An 18,172-nucleotide genomic window follows, 5' to 3' on the forward strand; every position below is an offset into this window, starting at 1 on the left:
ATCAAATAAATTATGCTTCGTAATCTCTAGCGATTAAAAACTTTGTTTTTACAGGTAATTTTTGTGCTGCTAAACGTAATGCTTCTTTTGCAACGTCTAAAGGCACACCTCCTATTTCAAAAAGGACTCTACCTGGTTTTACTACTGCTGCCCAATATTCTACGGCACCTTTACCTTTACCCATACGTACTTCAAGAGGTTTCTTTGTAATAGGCTTGTCTGGAAATATTTTAATCCAAAGTTGACCTTCTCTTTTCATGTGACGAGTAGCTGCAATACGTGCTGCTTCTATTTGACGCGAAGTTAAAAAATTCGAGTCTAGTGATTTTATTCCAAAAGTTCCGTTTGATAGTTGGTGCCCTCTTCCGGCATTACCTTTCATACGTCCTTTTTGTTGTTTACGAAATTTTGTTCTTTTAGGCTGTAACATTTTTCTTGTTCTTTAAAAAATTACTTTCTACGACGAGATTGATTCTTATTATCTCTTCCGCCTCGTCCACCTTTTCCTTGCTTCTTAGATAATCCAACAAGAGGAGAAAGTTCTCTTTTACCATATACTTCACCTTTCATGATCCATACTTTAACACCCAATCTACCATAAGTAGTATGTGCCTCAACTAAAGCATAATCAATATCGGCTCTAAATGTAGATAAAGGTATACGTCCATCTTTGTAGTGTTCCGATCGTGCCATTTCAGCACCATTTAAACGACCACTAATTTGGATTTTAATCCCTTCAGCATTCATACGCATTGTAGCAGCAATAGCCATCTTAATTGCACGTCTGTATGAAATTCTATTTTCAATTTGACGAGCGATACTTGTTCCTACTAAAAACGCATCTAATTCAGGTCTTTTAATCTCAAAGATATTGATCTGAACTTCTTTACCTGTAATTTTCTTAAGTTCTTCTTTTAACTTGTCTACCTCTTGCCCACCTTTTCCGATAATAATACCAGGTCTAGCAGTTGTGATAGTAACGGTTACAAGTTTTAAAGTTCTTTCAATTATTACTCTACTTACACTTGCTTTAGATAAACGTGCGTGAACATACTCTCTGATTTTATAATCTTCAGCAAGTTTGTCTCCGTAATCGTTACCTCCGTACCAGTTAGATTCCCATCCTCTGATAATTCCTAAGCGATTTCCGATTGGATTTGTCTTTTGTCCCATATCTATCTTAGCTTTGTGTATTATTGTTAGCTCCAACTACGATTGTAACGTGGTTAGAACGCTTTCTTATTCTGTGTGCACGACCTTGAGGTGCTGGACGTAATCTTTTTAACATAGATCCTCCGTCAACTCTAATCTCCTTAACAAAAAGTTCTGCTTCTTCAATAGATGCATCTTCGTTTTTAGCTTGCCAGTTTGCAATTGCAGATACTAACAACGTCTCTAAACGTTTTGATGCTTCTTTAGAACTAAACTTTAAAATGTTAAGTGCTTTTTCCACGCGTTCACCTCTTACTAAATCGGCTACTAAACGCATTTTTCTCGGTGATGTAGGACAGTTATTAAGTTTAGCAAAAGCGATTTGCTTTTTACCTTCCTTAATCGCGTCTGCCATTTGTTTTTTACGACTTCCCATAGCTTACTACTTTTTACCTTTATTTTTAGCACCTGCATGACCTCTAAAAGATCTTGTTGGTGAAAATTCTCCTAATTTATGACCTACCATGTTCTCAGTAACATATACTGGAACAAACTGACGTCCATTGTGTACTGCTATTGTTTGACCAACAAAGTCCGGAGTAATCATACTTGCTCTTGACCAAGTTTTAATTACTGTTTTTTTGTTGTTTTCAACATTAGTAGCCACCTTTCTCTCTAATTTATAATGAACGTAAGGTCCTTTTTTTAATGATCTTGCCATGTCTTATTTTTTTCTACGTTCGATTATATATTTATTACTTGCCTTAGTCTTAGAACGAGTTCTAAATCCTTTAGCAGGAATACCATTTCTTGAACGTGGATGTCCACCAGAAGATTTACCTTCACCACCACCCATTGGGTGATCGACTGGATTCATTACAACTGGTCTAGTTCTTGGTCTTCTACCTAACCATCTCGATCTACCTGCTTTACCTGAAACTAACAATTGATGATCTGAATTAGATACTACTCCAATTGTAGCCATACAAGTAACCAAGATTAATCTTGTTTCACCTGAAGGTAATTTTACAGTTGCAAACCTACCATCTCTTGCCATTAATTGAGCAAAAGCTCCAGCACTACGAGCCATAACAGCTCCTTGACCTGGACGTAACTCGATACAAGAAATAATTGTACCTAAAGGTATATTAGCTAAAGGCATTGCATTTCCAATTTCTGGATCTACATTTTCACCTGAAACAATAGTTTGTCCAACTTGTAAACCATTTTGAGCAATGATATAAGTTTTCTCACCATCTTGGTAATTTAATAATGCGATAAACGCTGTACGGTTAGGATCATATTGAATTGAAGCAACTTCCGCAGGAATTCCCGCTTTAGTTCTCTTGAAATCGATAATACGATACCTTTTCTTATGACCACCACCTTTGTAGCGCATAGTCATACGACCTTGACTGTTTCTACCACCTGAACGTTTTTTCGGAGCTAATAAACTTTTCTCCGGCTTATCAGTTGTAATGGCGTCAAATCCATTTACAACTCTAAATCGCTGTCCTGGTGTGATTGGTTTTAATTTTCTTACTGACATTTGTCTTTTAATTACATGTTAGTGTATAAATCAATTATCTCACCTTCCGCCAGTTGTACTAATGCTTTTTTCATTGCATTAGTTTTACCATGTTGAATACCAGTTTTTGTAAACTTAGTACTTCTATCTGGACGGACATTTATAGTACGAACTTTTTCAACAGAAACTCCATAAGCAGCTTCAACTGCTTTTTTAATTTCCACCTTGTTCGCCTTTGTCTTCACGAAGAAGCTAAAACAGTTGTTTAATTCACTGTTTTTAGTCGCTTTCTCTGTGATAATAGGTTTAATTAAGATACTCATTTGTTTCTTATTTACTTAAATTCGTTACAATTCCTTCTAAAGCTCCTTCTAAAAGCACTACTTTATTTGCTTTTAAAATCTTGTAAGTGCTTAATTCTGAAGCCATTACTACATCAGAGCCTTTTAAATTGCGTGACGACAAATATACATTATTATTTGACGTACCCAACACGAAGAGTGATTTTTTGTTTTGTAAGTCTAAAGCTTTCAAAATATTAGTGAAATTTTTAGTCTTTGGAGAGTCAAAATTGAAGTCTTCTAAAACAACAATTGATTCCTCACTTGCCTTAATACTAAAAGCTGATTTACGAGCTAATCGTTTAAGGTTTTTATTAAGCTTGATTGAATAACTTCTAGGTCTTGGTCCGAACATACGTCCACCTCCTCTAAAAACACCAGACTTAATAGAACCTGCACGTGCCGTACCAGTTCCTTTTTGCTTTTTAATCTTACGTGTTGACCCAGTAATCTCAGCTCTTTCTTTAGCCTTGTGAGTACCCTGTCTTTGATTTGCTAAATATTGTTTAACATCCAAATACACTGCATGATTATTAGGCTCAATAGCAAAAACATCGCTAGAAAGGTCTGCCTTTCTACCTGTTTCTTTTCCGTTTATATCTAAAACTGCTACTTTCATTATTTTCTAATAATTACATAAGCGTTTTTATGACCAGGAACACATCCCTTAACCACAAGTAGATTCTTTTCAGCAACTACCTTTAAAACTCTTAAATTTTGAACTTTTATAGTGTCTCCACCCATTCTTCCTGCCATCTTCATTCCTTTGAAGACTCTTGCTGGATAAGATGCAGCTCCAATAGATCCTGGCGCTCTTAAACGGTTATGTTGACCGTGAGTAGCTTGACCTACACCGGCAAAACCATGACGTTTTACAACACCTTGAAATCCTTTACCTTTTGATGTTCCTGCAACATCAACAAACTCACCTTCTTTAAAGTGATCTACAGTGATTGCATCACCTAATTTGTACTCCTCATCAAAACCTTGAAATTCTACGATTTTGCGTTTTACAGAAGTTCCTGCTTTTTTCACGTGACCTAAGTCCGCTTTAGTAGCACTTTTTTCTGTCGCGTCATCGAAACCAAGTTGAATAGCTGTATAGCCGTCAACCTCTTCAGTTCTGACTTGGGTAACGATACATGGTCCAGCTTCGATTACTGTACATGGCATGTTTTTACCATTTTCATCGAAGATGCTGGTCATACCGATTTTTTTTCCAATTAACCCAGACATAATTATTATTTATTTGTTATTACTATTTATTAAAAACATTCAAGGCTGAAAATACGTTTCAGCCTTGAAGTGTATTTTTACCGTTTTTCCCTCGCACGCAGCTTAGGACATGTATACAAACTACTTATAAAACACAAGTAACCTATATTTAAGATTGCAAAAGTAGTTATAATTTTCTGATTAACAAAACCATAACCGCTATTTCTTTAAAAAACCATAACAACCGTTCTCATTTGTAAAATTACTAATTTCTAAAATCAATATTTTTCAAACAAATCTATTGTAAAAATACCTTAAATAAATAACACAATATAAACTCCACCCTTCCGATGTTACTAGTGTGATAACCATGTAACGTCGAATGATTTAGCTCATAAAATATTCACTTTAAACTATTAAAATCTAAAAAATGTTTTAAACAAAAAAATCCTAAGAAATAAATCTTAGGATTTTTTATATAATTAAGTGTTTTAAAAACTACACTTTAATTTCTACTTCGACACCACTTGGCAACTCTAACTTCATTAGAGCGTCAATTGTTTTAGAAGATGAAGAATAAATATCTAATAATCTCTTGTAAGAGCTTAACTGAAATTGTTCTCTAGACTTCTTATTAACGTGAGGTGAACGTAATACAGTGAAAATTTTCTTATGTGTTGGTAATGGAATTGGTCCAGTTACTACAGCACCCGTACTTTTTACTGTTTTTACAATCTTATCAGCAGACTTGTCTACTAAGTTATGATCGTAAGACTTTAATTTTATTCTGATTTTTTGACTCATTTTCTTAACTTTTTAAGATTGTTCTCCTTTAGCTGCTTTAATCACTTCTTCAGATACATTTGAAGGTGTTTGAGCATAATGTGAAAATTCCATTGTTGACGTTGCACGACCAGAAGATAATGTTCTTAATGTCGTTACATAACCAAACATTTCAGAAAGTGGCACTGTAGCTTTTATTGTCTTTGCGCCTGCACGGTCTCCCATACCTTCCATCATACCTCTTCTTCTATTTAAATCACCTACAATATCACCCATGTTTTCTTCAGGAGTAATAACTTCTAGTTTCATTATAGGCTCCATGATTACAGCTTTAGCAGCCTTAGCACAGTTTTTAAATCCTAATTTAGCAGCTAACTCGAAAGATAATTGATCTGAATCGACATCATGATAAGATCCATCTCTCAATGTCACTTTCATAGCATCTACTTCGAAACCTGCTAAAGGTCCATTTACCATTGCCATTTTAAATCCTTTTTCAATTGAAGGGATAAATTCTTTAGGAACATTACCACCTTTAATTACAGATTCAAACTGTAAACCTACAACACCTTCGTCAGCTGGCTCTACCGTAAATACAATATCTGCGAATTTACCACGACCACCAGATTGTTTCTTATAAACTTCTCTATGATCTGCAGCTTGTGTAATAGCTTCTTTATATTCAACCTGAGGTTGACCTTGATTTACTTCAACATTAAATTCACGTCTTAAACGATCTACAATTACATCAAGGTGAAGCTCACCCATTCCTGAAATAATAGTTTGTCCTGACGCTTCGTCTGAACGTACAGTAAATGTAGGATCTTCTTCAGCTAGTTTAGCTAATCCAATACCTAATTTATCAACATCTGCTTTAGTCTTAGGCTCAACTGCAATACCAATTACTGGATCTGGAAAGTCCATAGATTCTAAAACAATAGGATGATCTTGATCTGAAAGCGTATCTCCTGTTTTGATAGATTTAAATCCAACAGCAGCTCCAATATCTCCAGCTTCTATATAATCAATTGCATTTTGCTTATTAGCGTGCATTTGATAGATACGTGAGATACGTTCTTTTTTACCAGAACGATTATTTAAAACGTAAGAACCAGCATCTAAACGACCTGAATAAGCTCTGAAAAATGCTAAACGTCCTACGAAAGGATCTGTAGCAATTTTAAATGCTAAAGCAGCGAAAGGCTCCTTTACACTTGGCTTACGAATTTCTTCTTTATCAGTATCTGGATTTACACCAACAATACCTTCCTTATCCATTGGAGAAGGTAAGTAACGACATACAGCATCTAATAAGAACTGAACACCTTTGTTTTTAAAAGCAGAACCACAAATCATTGGAATAATTGCCATATCCATTACAGCAGCTCTAAGTGCTTTATGCACTTCTTCTTCTGTAATAGAATCTTCATCTTCCATGAATTTCTCTAAAAGATTCTCATCATAACTTGCTACTTCTTCAATTAAAAGTGCACGATATTTACGAGCTTCTTCTTTCATATCCTCAGGAATTTCGATAACATCGAAAGTTGCTCCCTGAGTCTCATCATGCCATACTATAGCACGATTCTTTACTAAATCAATAATACCTTTAAAATCTTCTTCGTCACCAATGTTTAAAACGATTGGCACCGCGTTAGATTTCAACATATCTTTAACTTGTTGGCAAACACCTAAAAAGTCTGATCCTTGACGGTCCATTTTATTAACGAAACCAATTCTTGGTACTTTATAGTTATCTGCTAGTCTCCAGTTAGTTTCAGACTGAGGCTCAACACCATCAACTGCACTAAATAAAAATACTAATCCATCTAATACACGTAAAGATCTATTTACTTCTACAGTAAAATCTACGTGACCAGGAGTATCAATAATATTGAAATGATAATCCATTGTATCTGGAGTAGGCTCAGCATTTTCTAGTGGAAACTTCCATGTACAAGTTGTAGCTGCAGACGTAATAGTAATACCACGTTCTTGCTCTTGCTCCATCCAGTCCATTGTCGCAGCACCATCATGTACTTCACCAATTTTATGTGAAACTCCTGTATAATAAAGAACGCGCTCTGTTGTTGTTGTTTTACCAGCATCAATATGAGCAGCAATCCCTATATTTCTTGTGTATCTTAAATCTCTTGCCATTTCTTAAAATCTAAAGTGAGAGAATGCTTTGTTTGCTTCAGCCATCTTATGAGTATCTACTCTTTTCTTAACCGCTGCTCCTTCTTCTTTAGCTGCTGCTAAAACTTCAGATGCTAAACGTTGCGCCATCGACTTCTCGTTTCTCTTTCTTGAATAGCTAATAAGCCATTTCATAGCCGTAGAAACTTTACGATCTGCTCTTATTGGATTAGGGATTTGAAAAGTTGCTCCACCAACTCTACGACTACGCACTTCTACGTGAGGCATAACATTAGATAATGCTTCTTTCCAGATTTCTAAACCTGTTTTCTCTTCGTCTGTTTTCTTAGACTCTACGATGTCAATTGCATCATAAAATACTTTGAAAGCTACTGACTTCTTACCATCCCACATCATCATGTTTACAAAACGAGTCACTAATTGATCGTTAAAACGAGGATCTGGCAAAAGCGGTCTTTTTTTCGCTGCTCTTTTTCTCATGTCTTCTTTTTGAGTTTTTTAGTTTTTAGTTATTCCCGTTAGTTTTAAAAACTTTCAACGGCTTAACTTTTAACTTGTTTTTACTTCTTAGGGCGTTTTGCACCATACTTAGATCTACGTTGCGTACGACCATCAACACCTGCGGTATCTAATGCTCCACGTACAATGTGGTATCTAACTCCTGGTAAATCTTTTACCCTTCCACCTCTAACCAATACTATCGAGTGCTCTTGTAGATTATGTCCTTCACCACCGATGTATGCATTAACCTCGTTACCGTTTGTTAAACGAACCCTTGCTACCTTACGCATTGCTGAGTTAGGTTTTTTAGGTGTCGTTGTATAAACACGAGTACACACACCACGTCTTTGTGGACAAGAATCTAAAGCAGCCGATTTACTCTTCTTGGTTATTTTGGCTCTTCCTTTTCTTACTAATTGTGAAATTGTTGGCATATATTTTAATATATAAATTTAATTGACCTCTTCTAAGAGGGCTGCAAAGGTAAAAATATTTTATTTAATTTCAAACCGTAAAAGATTAATTTTCAATACTTTTTTATTTTTTTGGTTAGGTCCATATTAAATGTTTAGTTTTTCCGTTAAATTTACATCACATAAAATATATAGAATACGTGCAAAATTACAACCCTTTTATTATTTTAATACTCCTATTTTTTTCATCAGAATTAATTGCTCAGAATTTAAAATTAACAATCATTGGTTCTACCGATGAAGAAACATCATTAATTTCGGATTTAAACTACAACTCTCAACATGTTGATTATAATTCCATACTAACTGAAGCTAACTTACTCCGTGATAAAATAATCAGATTTGGATATATAGATCTTAAACGTTCAACAATAAGCAAAACGAACGACACTTCTTTTCACGTTAAATTTCAACTAAATAACAAATATGAAACTATTGAGATAAATTACGACTCCACTAAAATCAATAAAAACATAATTAATTTAACTTCAAAACAAGTCTTCAACACCTATTTCGTAATACCTTTTGAAGACATAGAAAAAACATTAGAGCATATTAATATAAAGGTAGCTAATAATGGGTTTCCATTCGCAAAAATAAATCTATCCGAAATTAAGACAAAAGACAACAACACCTTAATTGCAACACTAATTATTCAAAACAAAGAAAACGAACGCCGTTTAGACAAAATAATTATTAAAGGTTATGATAAATTTCCAAAATCTTACTTAAAAAGGTATTTAAAAATTAAGCCTGAAAAAATATTTAATATTGAGACCATCAAAAAGAAAATGGTTGCATTAAATAATTTAGGCTTTGCAGAACAAACGAAAGATTCTGAAGTACTATTCACGAAAGATTCCACGACCTTATATATGTACCTAAAAAAAACGCAGAGTAACACTTTTGATGGCTTTTTAGGATTTAGCACCAATGAACAAACAAACAAAATAGATTTTAACGGTTATCTTAATTTAGAATTAAACAACAATCTTAATTATGGAGAAACTTTCAAACTCCTTTATAAGAGTGACGAAAGTGAACAACGAAATTTTGAAGCACGATTAAACTTACCATATTTATTTTCAACACCTATTGGCACAGAGTTTTCATTACGGATTCTAAAACGAGACAGCTCCTTCACATCCGTTAACCAAAAAGCTAATGTTTTTTATCAGTTGAATTCAAAAAACAGACTATTTATAGGAATTGAAAGCACTGAATCCAGCAACTTATTAGAAGATGACATAAACACAGATATAACAGACTATAAAAGCAATCTCTACAACTTAAAATATATTTTTGAGAACAGATATAGTTTCAATTCTTTGTTTCGAATAAAAAGCAAAATACAAATAGAGCTGGGTTTTGGTAAAAGAGAAATAACAAATAGCACTGAAAATCAAGAGAAAATAACCTTAGACGCATTCAATAGCTTCTATTTGAATAACAAAAATAGCCTCTACACGAAAGTAAGTGCAGCTTTAATAAACTCGAATACATATTTTGAAAATGAGCTCTATACTTTTGGAGGCATAAATTCCATAAGAGGTTTCGCAGAAAACAGCATATTAGCTAACCGATACATTGTATTAAATACAGAATACAGATATCAACTAAGTTCTAATATATACGCTCATACCATATTAGATTTTTCCAATTTCGAAAACAGAATCTCTAATATTAGAGAAAATCTTTATGGTTTTGGTCTAGGTTTTGGGATACGCACAAACTCAGGTTTATTAAAATTCAATTTTGCTAATGGAAAAACAGAAGAACAAAACTTTAAGTTCTCGAATAGTAAAATTCACATCAGTTTAATAACCGTTTTTTAGTTTTAATTGATGGATAAAACCTTTTTTTTGAAAAAAATTTAAAATTTTAACCATTAATTATTGTTTTATTAACTTTTTATTATGATTTTTGACACAGACTAATTCAAATAAAATATAAAATGAAAACAAAGTTTAGTGGAATTTTAACGCTATTACTAGCGTTTGTTGTGCAACTCACGTTCGCACAAGGAAAAACTATTTCAGGTACCATCTCCGATGGAGACAATCTACCGTTACCTGGAGTAAATGTTCTTGTTAAAGGTACTAGCAATGGTACTACGACAGATTTTGACGGTAAGTATTCAATTTCAGCAAATACAGGAGATGTTCTTGTATTCTCTTATGTTGGTAACACAGTTGAAGAAACTGTTGGAACCGAAAGTAACATCAGTTTTGTAATGAGTGAAAATGCTCTTGATGAAGTTGTAATTACCGCTTTCGGTATCAAGAAAAAGAAAGACGAGGTTACCAATTCTTACGAAGTGGTAGAAACCGAGTTAATAACACAAGCAAATAACCCTAGTGCTATTCAAAGTTTAACTGGTAAAGTTAGTGGATTACAAATTAACCAGACTTCGAATGGAGTTGCTGGTAACTCTTCAATAGTATTAAGAGGTAATCGTTCTATCTCAGGAAACAATGAAGCGTTAATTGTAGTTGATGGAGCTATTTCTTCAACAAATTACTTAGATGCTTTAGATCCTAACACTATTGAATCTGTAAACGTTATTAAAGGAGCAAGTGGTTCTATACTCTACGGATCTCAAGGTTCGAATGGTGTAATTATTGTTACTACTAAAAAAGGAGCAACAAATGAGAAAATCACTGTTGGTTTTAAAAGTACAGTAGAACTAGAATCTGTAGCATTCGTACCTGTAAGACAAACAAGATATGGTCAAGGATGGGATGTTGGAAATGGTTTTGAAAATGTTTTATATGAAAATGGAGGCTGGGGAGCTGAATTTGACGGACAACCAGTACCGGTAGGTTTACCACAAGCTGATGGTTCATTCATAACAGCACCATATTCGTCTTTAGGTGAGGATAACATTAAAGATTTTTTTAAGACAGGTACTACAAGACAAAACAGCGTAACACTTTCTGCTGGAGATTCTGAATCTTACATTAACTTATCTGCTCAAAATCTAAGACAAGAATTTGTTGTTGATAAAGATGTTTTGAAAAGAAACAATTTTGCTTTACAAGCAGGTAAAACTTTAGGTAAATTTAGAATATCTGGTGGTGCTACTTACGTTAATAGTGGTTTTGAAAGAACCTCTTCTAGATTAACTTCAGAAGGATTATATACACAATTATTACAAACACCTACAAACGTACCGGTATCTGCATTTGCAAACTCAGGAAACGAAGGTCACTGGAATGGATATTTTACTAATCCATATTGGAGTATCAATAACCAAAGACAAGAAAGAGATTCAGATAGATTTAATATCAACGGAGAAATTCAGTATTTTATTAACGATAACTTAAATATTTTATTAAGATCTAACGGTAACTTTAATTCTCAAACAACTTTATTAACTCAAAATGCATATGTAGAACCTCAATCTGTTATTGATATTACAGGTAACATTTCTAATGGTATACCGGGAAGAAATCGTTCTGAAGAATTTAGCTATGCGACTTCTGATTTTAAATTATATAACACTGATTTATTATTTAATACAGATTACGATTTAACAGAGGATATTTCTTTAAGTTCTACTATTGGTGGAAACTTACAGTACACAAAGACTACAAGTGTACAAGTTGGTGGAACAGATTTAACTATTCCAGGTGTATTTACATCGGGTAACTTAAATACTGGATTTGATAATGCACGTACTGGCGATGCTAGATCAACTGATTCTAGAGTTGGTGTATTTGGATTAGCTTCTTTTGGCTATAAAGATTTTTTATTCGTTGATTTAAAAGCACGTAACGATTGGACTTCTACTTTAGCAAAAGATAACAATTCGTTCTTTTACTCTGGAGTTGGTGCTTCTTTTATACCTACTGCAGCCTTTACTAATTTAAAAGGAGATATTTTAAGTTATGCTAAAGTAACAGCTAACTACGCAAAAGTAGGTAATGATGGTAGTGTAGATGCTTATGACATTACACCTGTATTTGCTCAAGCAACTCAATTCCCTATCTCTGGACAAAACTCATTCGTTTCAAATTTAAATATTACAGATCCTAACATTGAACCAGAATTTACAACGAATTTAGAATTTGGTTTAAACTTAGCATTTTTGAAGAATAGAATTACTTTAGATGCTGCTTACTATACATTTGATACAGAGAACCAGATTACACAAATTAGTACTTCATCTGCTTCAGGATTAAATACGAGTTTAGTAAACATTGGTGAAACTAAAGGTTCTGGGTATGAACTTGATTTAGGTGTAAAAATTATCCAAACGGATAATGTTAAGTGGAATGTAAACCTAGGATACCAACACAGTGAAAACGAAGTTGTAAAAATTAGTGACCAAGCTGACCAAGTTCAGTTATCTAGTGGTGGTGATGTACAAGTTTATGCTGTTGAAGGTGAAGCGTTCCCTGTACTTCAAGGTTCTGCTTTTTTAAGAGATGATCAAGGAAGAATTGTTGTTAACGCATCAGGTGTTCCTCAACAAGTAGCATTAAAAAACTTAGGCCAAACTACTCCAGATCATATTTTTAACTTAAACTCTTCAGTTAGTTACAAAAACTTTTCACTATCTGCAACTATGGATTATAGAACAGGACATGTGTTTTACTCAAGTACTAAAAGAGAATTAACATGGAGTGGACATTTATCTGAAAGTGCTGATGGTGGTAGAGGAGCTTTTATCTATCCTAATTCAGCTATTGAAACAGGTACAAATACAGGTGTATATGTTGCTAACACATCGACTCCATCAGGAACAAGTGATGCTGCATTTATAAGTTTATATACTACGCTTTCTAACATTGGAGAATACTCTGTTATTGATGCTTCTGCTTTTAAAGTTAGAGAAATTGCATTAAACTATGATTTTGACCAAGATGTTGCTAACCAATTAGGTTTAGACTCTTTCTCTATTGGAGCTTATGCAAGAAATCCATTTATCGTTCTTCCTGAAGAAAATAAAGGATATGCAGATCCAGAATCTTCATTCTCAACTGATAGTAACCTTGCAGGAATACAAACTACTTCATCGTATCCTACAACTAGTAGTTTTGGAGTGAATTTAAACTTAACTTTTTAATAAAAAAATCATGAAAAAAAAGAATATATATATAGTAGCGTTTTTAATGCTACTCAGTCTAACGTCATGTGACGACTTTCTAGACGTAAATGAGACTCCTACCGGTTTTACGGCAGAGAATGTATCACCTGAATTAATATTAGCAGGTGCTATACTTAACACTTACGATGCGCACATGAGAGGTGCTAACCAACTTGGTAATGTTTTCATGCAAAATTGGGCTTCTGATGTTAACAATTTTACAGGCGGTAATTTAACGATATACCAATTAGAGATAACTCCTAGTTTTTGGGATATTATTTGGGATGGTATGTATCAAGATCTATCTTCTCTACAAGCTATAATAGACTTTGAAGGAGGGAATTATGCACACCATAAGGCAATTTCAAGAATATTGAAAACGTTTTATATGCAACAAATAGTTGACATCTATGGAGATGTACCTTATTCTCAAGCCTTATTACAAGGAGAAAATTTAAATCCTGGATATGACGATGCTCAATCTATATATCGTGATTTTATTGTTCAATTAGATTTAGCAATACAAGAAGCTAATACTACTGAAGAAGTAACTGTTGTTGGTGGTGAAGATGTAATCTTTGCAGGTAACATGGATTCATGGATAAGATTAGCTAATACATTAAAATTAAGAATATTAATAAGAGAATCTGGAGTTTCTGGTTCTGCAGCTTATATCGCTGATGAATTTGCTAATTTAGATTTAAATTTTATAACTAGTGATGTAGTTGTTAATCCTCCTTACGAGAATATTGCAAATAAGCAAAGTCCTTTTTATGCTCTTTATGGAGCTGATGCTGCAGGAAATGGTTCTGAAAGATCTGGAAACGTTGCTGCTGGTTATGTTGCTGAGTTTTTAAAAGGAAATGCAACTCCTGGTGCATCTTCTGTATCAACAGGAGTATATGACACTAGAGTTGAAAGACTTTTCGCTTTAGAAAGCGGTGTAGTTAATGGAGCTGAACAAGGTGTATTAAGTACAGCTACTGTTCTTTCAGGATTTGGACCAGGAACTTTAATCGGTTCTGAACAAGTTGGATGGTTATTTACTAGCGCTGAGAGCTTATTTTTACAATCTGAAGCAGTACAAAATGGATGGATAACTAGTGGAAATGCTAAAGCTCTTTTTGAGCAAGGTATTACAGCTTCTTTTAACCTTTTAGGTGCAGCTAGTGATGCTAGTGGATACATTACTTCTTCTCAAAGTGTAAATTTAATTGGATGGGATGGTTCTGCTAACAAAATTGAAGCAATCATGACTCAAAAGTGGATTGCATTAAATAGTATTAATGGTGGTGAATCTTGGATTGAATATACAAGAACAGGATTCCCTGATGTGCCTTTAGCTTTGACTGCTCAAAGACCAGCTAGACCAGTGAGATTAATGTACCCTGACAGCGAATATGCTGCTAACTCGGCAAATGTTCCTGCTCAAACTCAAGATGATGCTTTTTCAGACAGAATCTTCTGGGATATTAACTAATAACAAAATTTAAACTTAAAAAAATGAAAAACTATAAATTAATACTTTTAGTAACTGTAATCTCTTTTCTAAACTTTTCTTGTTTAGTAGATGATACAGAAGACACAAGCTTTGGAGAGAGCCCTTATGTTGTTGGTTTCACTACTAACCTTGATGCTGTAAGTTATTTCGAAGACGAAGGTATCGTTGGTAGAGATTTTAGGATTGAGTTGTTAGGTGGTATGCAAAGTGTACCTGCAGGTCAAGATATAACTATAAACTATGAAATTGACCCAGCTTCTACAGCTACAGAAGGGCAAGAATTTGATTTCACTGACAATAGTGGTGCTGTAACAATTAATGCAGGAGATTTAACTACAAATTTTTCTCTTAATATTAATACAGGTTCATTTGATACTTCTGTACGTACAGAACTAATATTAAATCTTATATCAACAACAGATGGTAATTCTACTGTTGGTTCAAACGTCAACAAATTATCTATATCTTTCGTTGGTTGCGTTTCTAATGCATCAGATTTTCAATATTCGGTAGTGACAACAAGAGAAGATACAGGAGACGTATTTGTTTTAGGTATCGAAACGGTATACTTTGAAAGTGTAAATAACTTTAGAACTACATCTTCAGGAAGTCTTGCAGTTGGTGGTAATGGAGCACCTGTTGATGAAAGTGGAATCGATTTTAGTGTTCTTTGTGGTGATATAAACATACCTACTCAAGGATTATTGCAAGGTTTATTTGCTGGTAACTTAGTAGAACAAGTTGAAGCGACAAGTATAGATGCAAATGGTGATTTTGAACTAAAATATAGCGCTGATTATGGTGGAGCAACAGGTGTTATTAACTTCACTGGTGTATACACAAAACTATAAATATAAAAAAACAAAAAAATGAAAAATAACAATTATATAAAGTTATTGGTATTACCATGCATTATCGCACTATTAGCATCTTGTGTTAATGATGATGACGTTTTTGGAGATAACACGAATAAGGCAACTGCCGTAACAACTGTTACTGAATTAATGATATTTGAAGGAGGAACAGGTTTAATTCCTTTTACTATTAGTAATCCGATAAACAAAACAGCAAAATTTAGAATTGATGTTGTATCTGGTAGTGCTGAAGAGGACACAGATTACACAGCTGGTACAGGTGATATTGTAGGAGAAAATGGTATATCAGGAGAAGGTTTTGAAATGATTGTTCCAGCTTACGCTGAATCATTTGAGATCCCTGTAAGTACAATCCTTGATTTAGATCAAACTGAAGGTACTGAGACTATTACATTAAAAATCTCTGCTACAGGAAACAGAACTATTTTAACACCTGTTCCTTACTTAGTTAATGTTACAATAGTTGATTTTACATATTGCATGTGGGATCTTCAAGTATTAGATGCTTATGGTGATTCATGGCAAGGTGCTACAATTACAATTGAAGACGACCACCATACCGCTACATATCCTACAGAAGACTGGAATGACTTTGAAGAGTTATACCAAATTCCAGTAGGAACTAACTATGCGTTTACTTATACTTCTGGAACTACAGGAGATCAACCTAACGTAGCTGATGCTCCAGGTTATGAAGAAGAAAACTCTTACACGTTAACTGCTACAAATGGTACAGTTTATAGTGATGGACCTGTTCCAACTGTTGGAATAATTGCTAGTGGTGCAGATTCTTGTAACTAAACTAAAATATTTTAAATATTTATTAAAGCCACCTTGTAAAACAAGGTGGCTTTTTAATTTTAAGACTAAATGAAAAATATATTAGTTACTTTTTTATACATAACAAGCATAGTAGCCGTATATAGTCAGAATACAATCGGCACATTGTTAAACACAGATGCGGCAAACAATGCCTATACCCTATTTGCGCCAATAACATCAAACCAGACTTATTTAATAAATAATTGTGGTGAAATAATTAACCAATGGAATAGCAACTTTTTACCTGGTGCATCAGTCTATTTACTTGAGAATGGAAACCTACTAAGAACCGGAAGAATTACAAATAGTGAAATAAATTTTGGTGGATTAGGTGGTAAAATAGAACTATTTGATTGGGATGGTAATTTACTTTGGGAATACACACACTCGTCATCTACATTTACACAACACCACGATATATACCCATTATCGAATGGTAATATATTATTATTGTCTGCAGAAATAATGCCTTTAGAAGAAGCGATACAAGCAGGACGAAGTCCTATCCTTTTAGAAGACGGAAGAGTATTTAATGAACAAGTTCTTGAAATTGAACCTATAGGAACAAATCAAGCAAATATTGTATGGGAATGGAATGTTAAAGATCATCTTATTCAAGATCTTGATGCTACAAAAGATAATTTTGGAATTATTGAAAACAATCCACAACTGTTAAATTTCAACTATACCAACACAACTGGTAGTGATGAAAATTGGCTCCATATGAATTCTCTACAATACAATGAGGATTTAGATCAAATTATGTTAAGCAGTAGAATTCTTAGTGAAATATACGTTATCGACCATTCTACAACCTCTTTAGAAGCAGCAACCGCACTCGGTGGCGATTATGGTAAAGGTGGTGATATTCTTTATAGATGGGGAAACAAAGAGGCTTATGCTAAGGGAAATACAGCGGATCGTACTTTGTACGGACAACACTATCCACATTGGATAGCAAATGGTTTAAACGATGAGGGTAAAATACTAATCTATAATAACGGCAACAGTACAAGACCTTATTCCTCTGTAGATATAATACAACCATTAACTACAACTCCTGGTAACTATACCTATAATTCTACTACTGGTTATGGACCATTAATAGCAGAAAGTAGTTACACAGCAGAAATTAATACCGATTTTTACTCTGTAATTCTATCAAGTGCTCAACGCTTACCAAATGGAAATACTTTAATTTGTGAAGGAGATTCTGGTCATTTTTTTGAAATTAATACAGCTAACGAAATTGTATGGGACTATGTAAGCCCTGACACCACTCTTGGAATAGCTACACAAGGTGATGTACCATTTTCTAATCTGGTTTTTAGAGCGTTAAAATTCCCTTTAGATTATCCTGCATTTGATAATAGAACACTAACACCTATGGATCCCATAGAACTGAACCCAAACCTTGATAATTGTAACCTTTTAAGTACTCCCGAATTTTTATTGCAAAACATCGCTATTAATATTTACCCAAATCCTGTTATAGATATATTAAATATAAATTACAAAGAACAAATTAAACGCTTACAAATATTTACTATCTCAGGTCAAATTCTAGTTACAGCCAATAATACTAAAACTATCAATTTACAAAACTTAACTTCTGGCCTGTATATAATTAAAATAGAAACTGAAAAAGGAATAATAACAAAGAAATTAATAAAAAATTAAAACGTTTAAATTTATACTAAAGAGCCTGATTTATATCAGGCTCTTTTTT

General features: G+C 33.7%; 18 protein-coding genes. 6 read left to right on the top strand and 12 right to left on the bottom strand.

Features of this window, described 5'->3' with window-relative positions; translation table 11 throughout:
- Positions 1–10 precede the first annotated feature (10 nt).
- The 12 genes from rplP to rpsL all read right to left on the bottom strand — a co-directional run bounded on the left by rplP (position 11) and on the right by rpsL (position 8,114).
- Positions 11–430 (bottom strand): 50S ribosomal protein L16, encoded by a 420-nt coding sequence (gene rplP / locus ASC44_RS06070; RefSeq protein WP_055435711.1) that lies wholly within the window; start codon positions 428–430, stop codon positions 11–13.
- 20 nt (positions 431–450) lie between these two features.
- Positions 451–1,173 (bottom strand): 30S ribosomal protein S3, encoded by a 723-nt coding sequence (rpsC, locus tag ASC44_RS06075; protein WP_055435710.1) that lies wholly within the window; start codon positions 1,171–1,173, stop codon positions 451–453.
- 7 nt (positions 1,174–1,180) lie between these two features.
- A complete protein-coding gene (gene rplV / locus ASC44_RS06080) occupies positions 1,181–1,588 on the bottom strand; it encodes a 50S ribosomal protein L22 (protein WP_055435709.1) in 408 nt (135 codons plus the stop codon).
- Positions 1,589–1,594: 6 nt separating this feature from the next.
- Positions 1,595–1,873: a 30S ribosomal protein S19 gene (gene rpsS / locus ASC44_RS06085; RefSeq protein WP_055435708.1), complete on the bottom strand. Its 279-nt coding sequence runs from the start codon at positions 1,871–1,873 to the stop codon at positions 1,595–1,597.
- 3 nt (positions 1,874–1,876) lie between these two features.
- Positions 1,877–2,701: a 50S ribosomal protein L2 gene (rplB, locus tag ASC44_RS06090; RefSeq protein WP_055435707.1), complete on the bottom strand. Its 825-nt coding sequence runs from the start codon at positions 2,699–2,701 to the stop codon at positions 1,877–1,879.
- Between the two features lie 11 nt (positions 2,702–2,712).
- Complete coding sequence (rplW, locus tag ASC44_RS06095) at positions 2,713–3,003, bottom strand: 50S ribosomal protein L23 (RefSeq protein ID WP_055446730.1); 291 nt, start codon at positions 3,001–3,003, stop codon at positions 2,713–2,715.
- A 7-nt stretch (positions 3,004–3,010) separates the two neighbouring features.
- Positions 3,011–3,640 carry a 50S ribosomal protein L4 gene (rplD, locus tag ASC44_RS06100; protein ID WP_055446731.1) on the bottom strand — a complete coding sequence of 210 codons (630 nt, stop codon included), beginning with the start codon at positions 3,638–3,640 and terminating at the stop codon, positions 3,011–3,013.
- A complete protein-coding gene (gene rplC / locus ASC44_RS06105; RefSeq protein WP_055446732.1) occupies positions 3,640–4,257 on the bottom strand; it encodes a 50S ribosomal protein L3 in 618 nt (205 codons plus the stop codon). The genes rplD and rplC overlap by 1 nt, the downstream gene beginning before the upstream one ends.
- Before the next feature lie 477 nt (positions 4,258–4,734).
- Positions 4,735–5,040, bottom strand: coding sequence for a 30S ribosomal protein S10 (gene rpsJ, locus ASC44_RS06110; RefSeq protein WP_007650482.1), 306 nt, complete (start codon positions 5,038–5,040; stop codon positions 4,735–4,737).
- 12 nt (positions 5,041–5,052) lie between these two features.
- Positions 5,053–7,179, bottom strand: coding sequence for an elongation factor G (gene fusA / locus ASC44_RS06115; protein ID WP_055446733.1), 2,127 nt, complete (start codon positions 7,177–7,179; stop codon positions 5,053–5,055).
- A gap of 3 nt (positions 7,180–7,182) precedes the next feature.
- Positions 7,183–7,659, bottom strand: a complete 477-nt coding sequence (rpsG, locus tag ASC44_RS06120; RefSeq protein WP_055446734.1) for a 30S ribosomal protein S7 — start codon at positions 7,657–7,659, stop codon at positions 7,183–7,185.
- An 80-nt stretch (positions 7,660–7,739) separates the two neighbouring features.
- Complete coding sequence (gene rpsL / locus ASC44_RS06125) at positions 7,740–8,114, bottom strand: 30S ribosomal protein S12 (protein ID WP_013869047.1); 375 nt, start codon at positions 8,112–8,114, stop codon at positions 7,740–7,742.
- Positions 8,115–8,293: 179 nt separating this feature from the next.
- Between rpsL and ASC44_RS06130 the strand changes: the two genes are divergently transcribed.
- The 6 genes from ASC44_RS06130 to ASC44_RS06155 all read left to right on the top strand — a co-directional run bounded on the left by ASC44_RS06130 (position 8,294) and on the right by ASC44_RS06155 (position 18,123).
- Positions 8,294–9,988, top strand: coding sequence for a POTRA domain-containing protein (locus ASC44_RS06130; protein WP_055446735.1), 1,695 nt, complete (start codon positions 8,294–8,296; stop codon positions 9,986–9,988).
- Positions 9,989–10,107: 119 nt separating this feature from the next.
- Positions 10,108–13,224 carry a SusC/RagA family TonB-linked outer membrane protein gene (locus tag ASC44_RS06135; protein ID WP_055446736.1) on the top strand — a complete coding sequence of 1,039 codons (3,117 nt, stop codon included), beginning with the start codon at positions 10,108–10,110 and terminating at the stop codon, positions 13,222–13,224.
- A 10-nt stretch (positions 13,225–13,234) separates the two neighbouring features.
- A complete protein-coding gene (locus ASC44_RS06140; protein ID WP_055446737.1) occupies positions 13,235–14,725 on the top strand; it encodes a SusD/RagB family nutrient-binding outer membrane lipoprotein in 1,491 nt (496 codons plus the stop codon).
- Between the two features lie 23 nt (positions 14,726–14,748).
- Complete coding sequence (locus tag ASC44_RS06145) at positions 14,749–15,597, top strand: hypothetical protein (RefSeq protein ID WP_055446738.1); 849 nt, start codon at positions 14,749–14,751, stop codon at positions 15,595–15,597.
- 18 nt (positions 15,598–15,615) lie between these two features.
- Positions 15,616–16,422 carry a hypothetical protein gene (locus ASC44_RS06150; RefSeq protein ID WP_055446739.1) on the top strand — a complete coding sequence of 269 codons (807 nt, stop codon included), beginning with the start codon at positions 15,616–15,618 and terminating at the stop codon, positions 16,420–16,422.
- A 69-nt stretch (positions 16,423–16,491) separates the two neighbouring features.
- Complete coding sequence (locus ASC44_RS06155; RefSeq protein ID WP_055446740.1) at positions 16,492–18,123, top strand: aryl-sulfate sulfotransferase; 1,632 nt, start codon at positions 16,492–16,494, stop codon at positions 18,121–18,123.
- The last annotated feature ends 49 nt before the right edge of the window (positions 18,124–18,172 follow it).

This window comes from Lacinutrix mariniflava, from assembly GCF_001418015.1.
Lineage (GTDB): Bacteria > Bacteroidota > Bacteroidia > Flavobacteriales > Flavobacteriaceae > Lacinutrix > Lacinutrix mariniflava.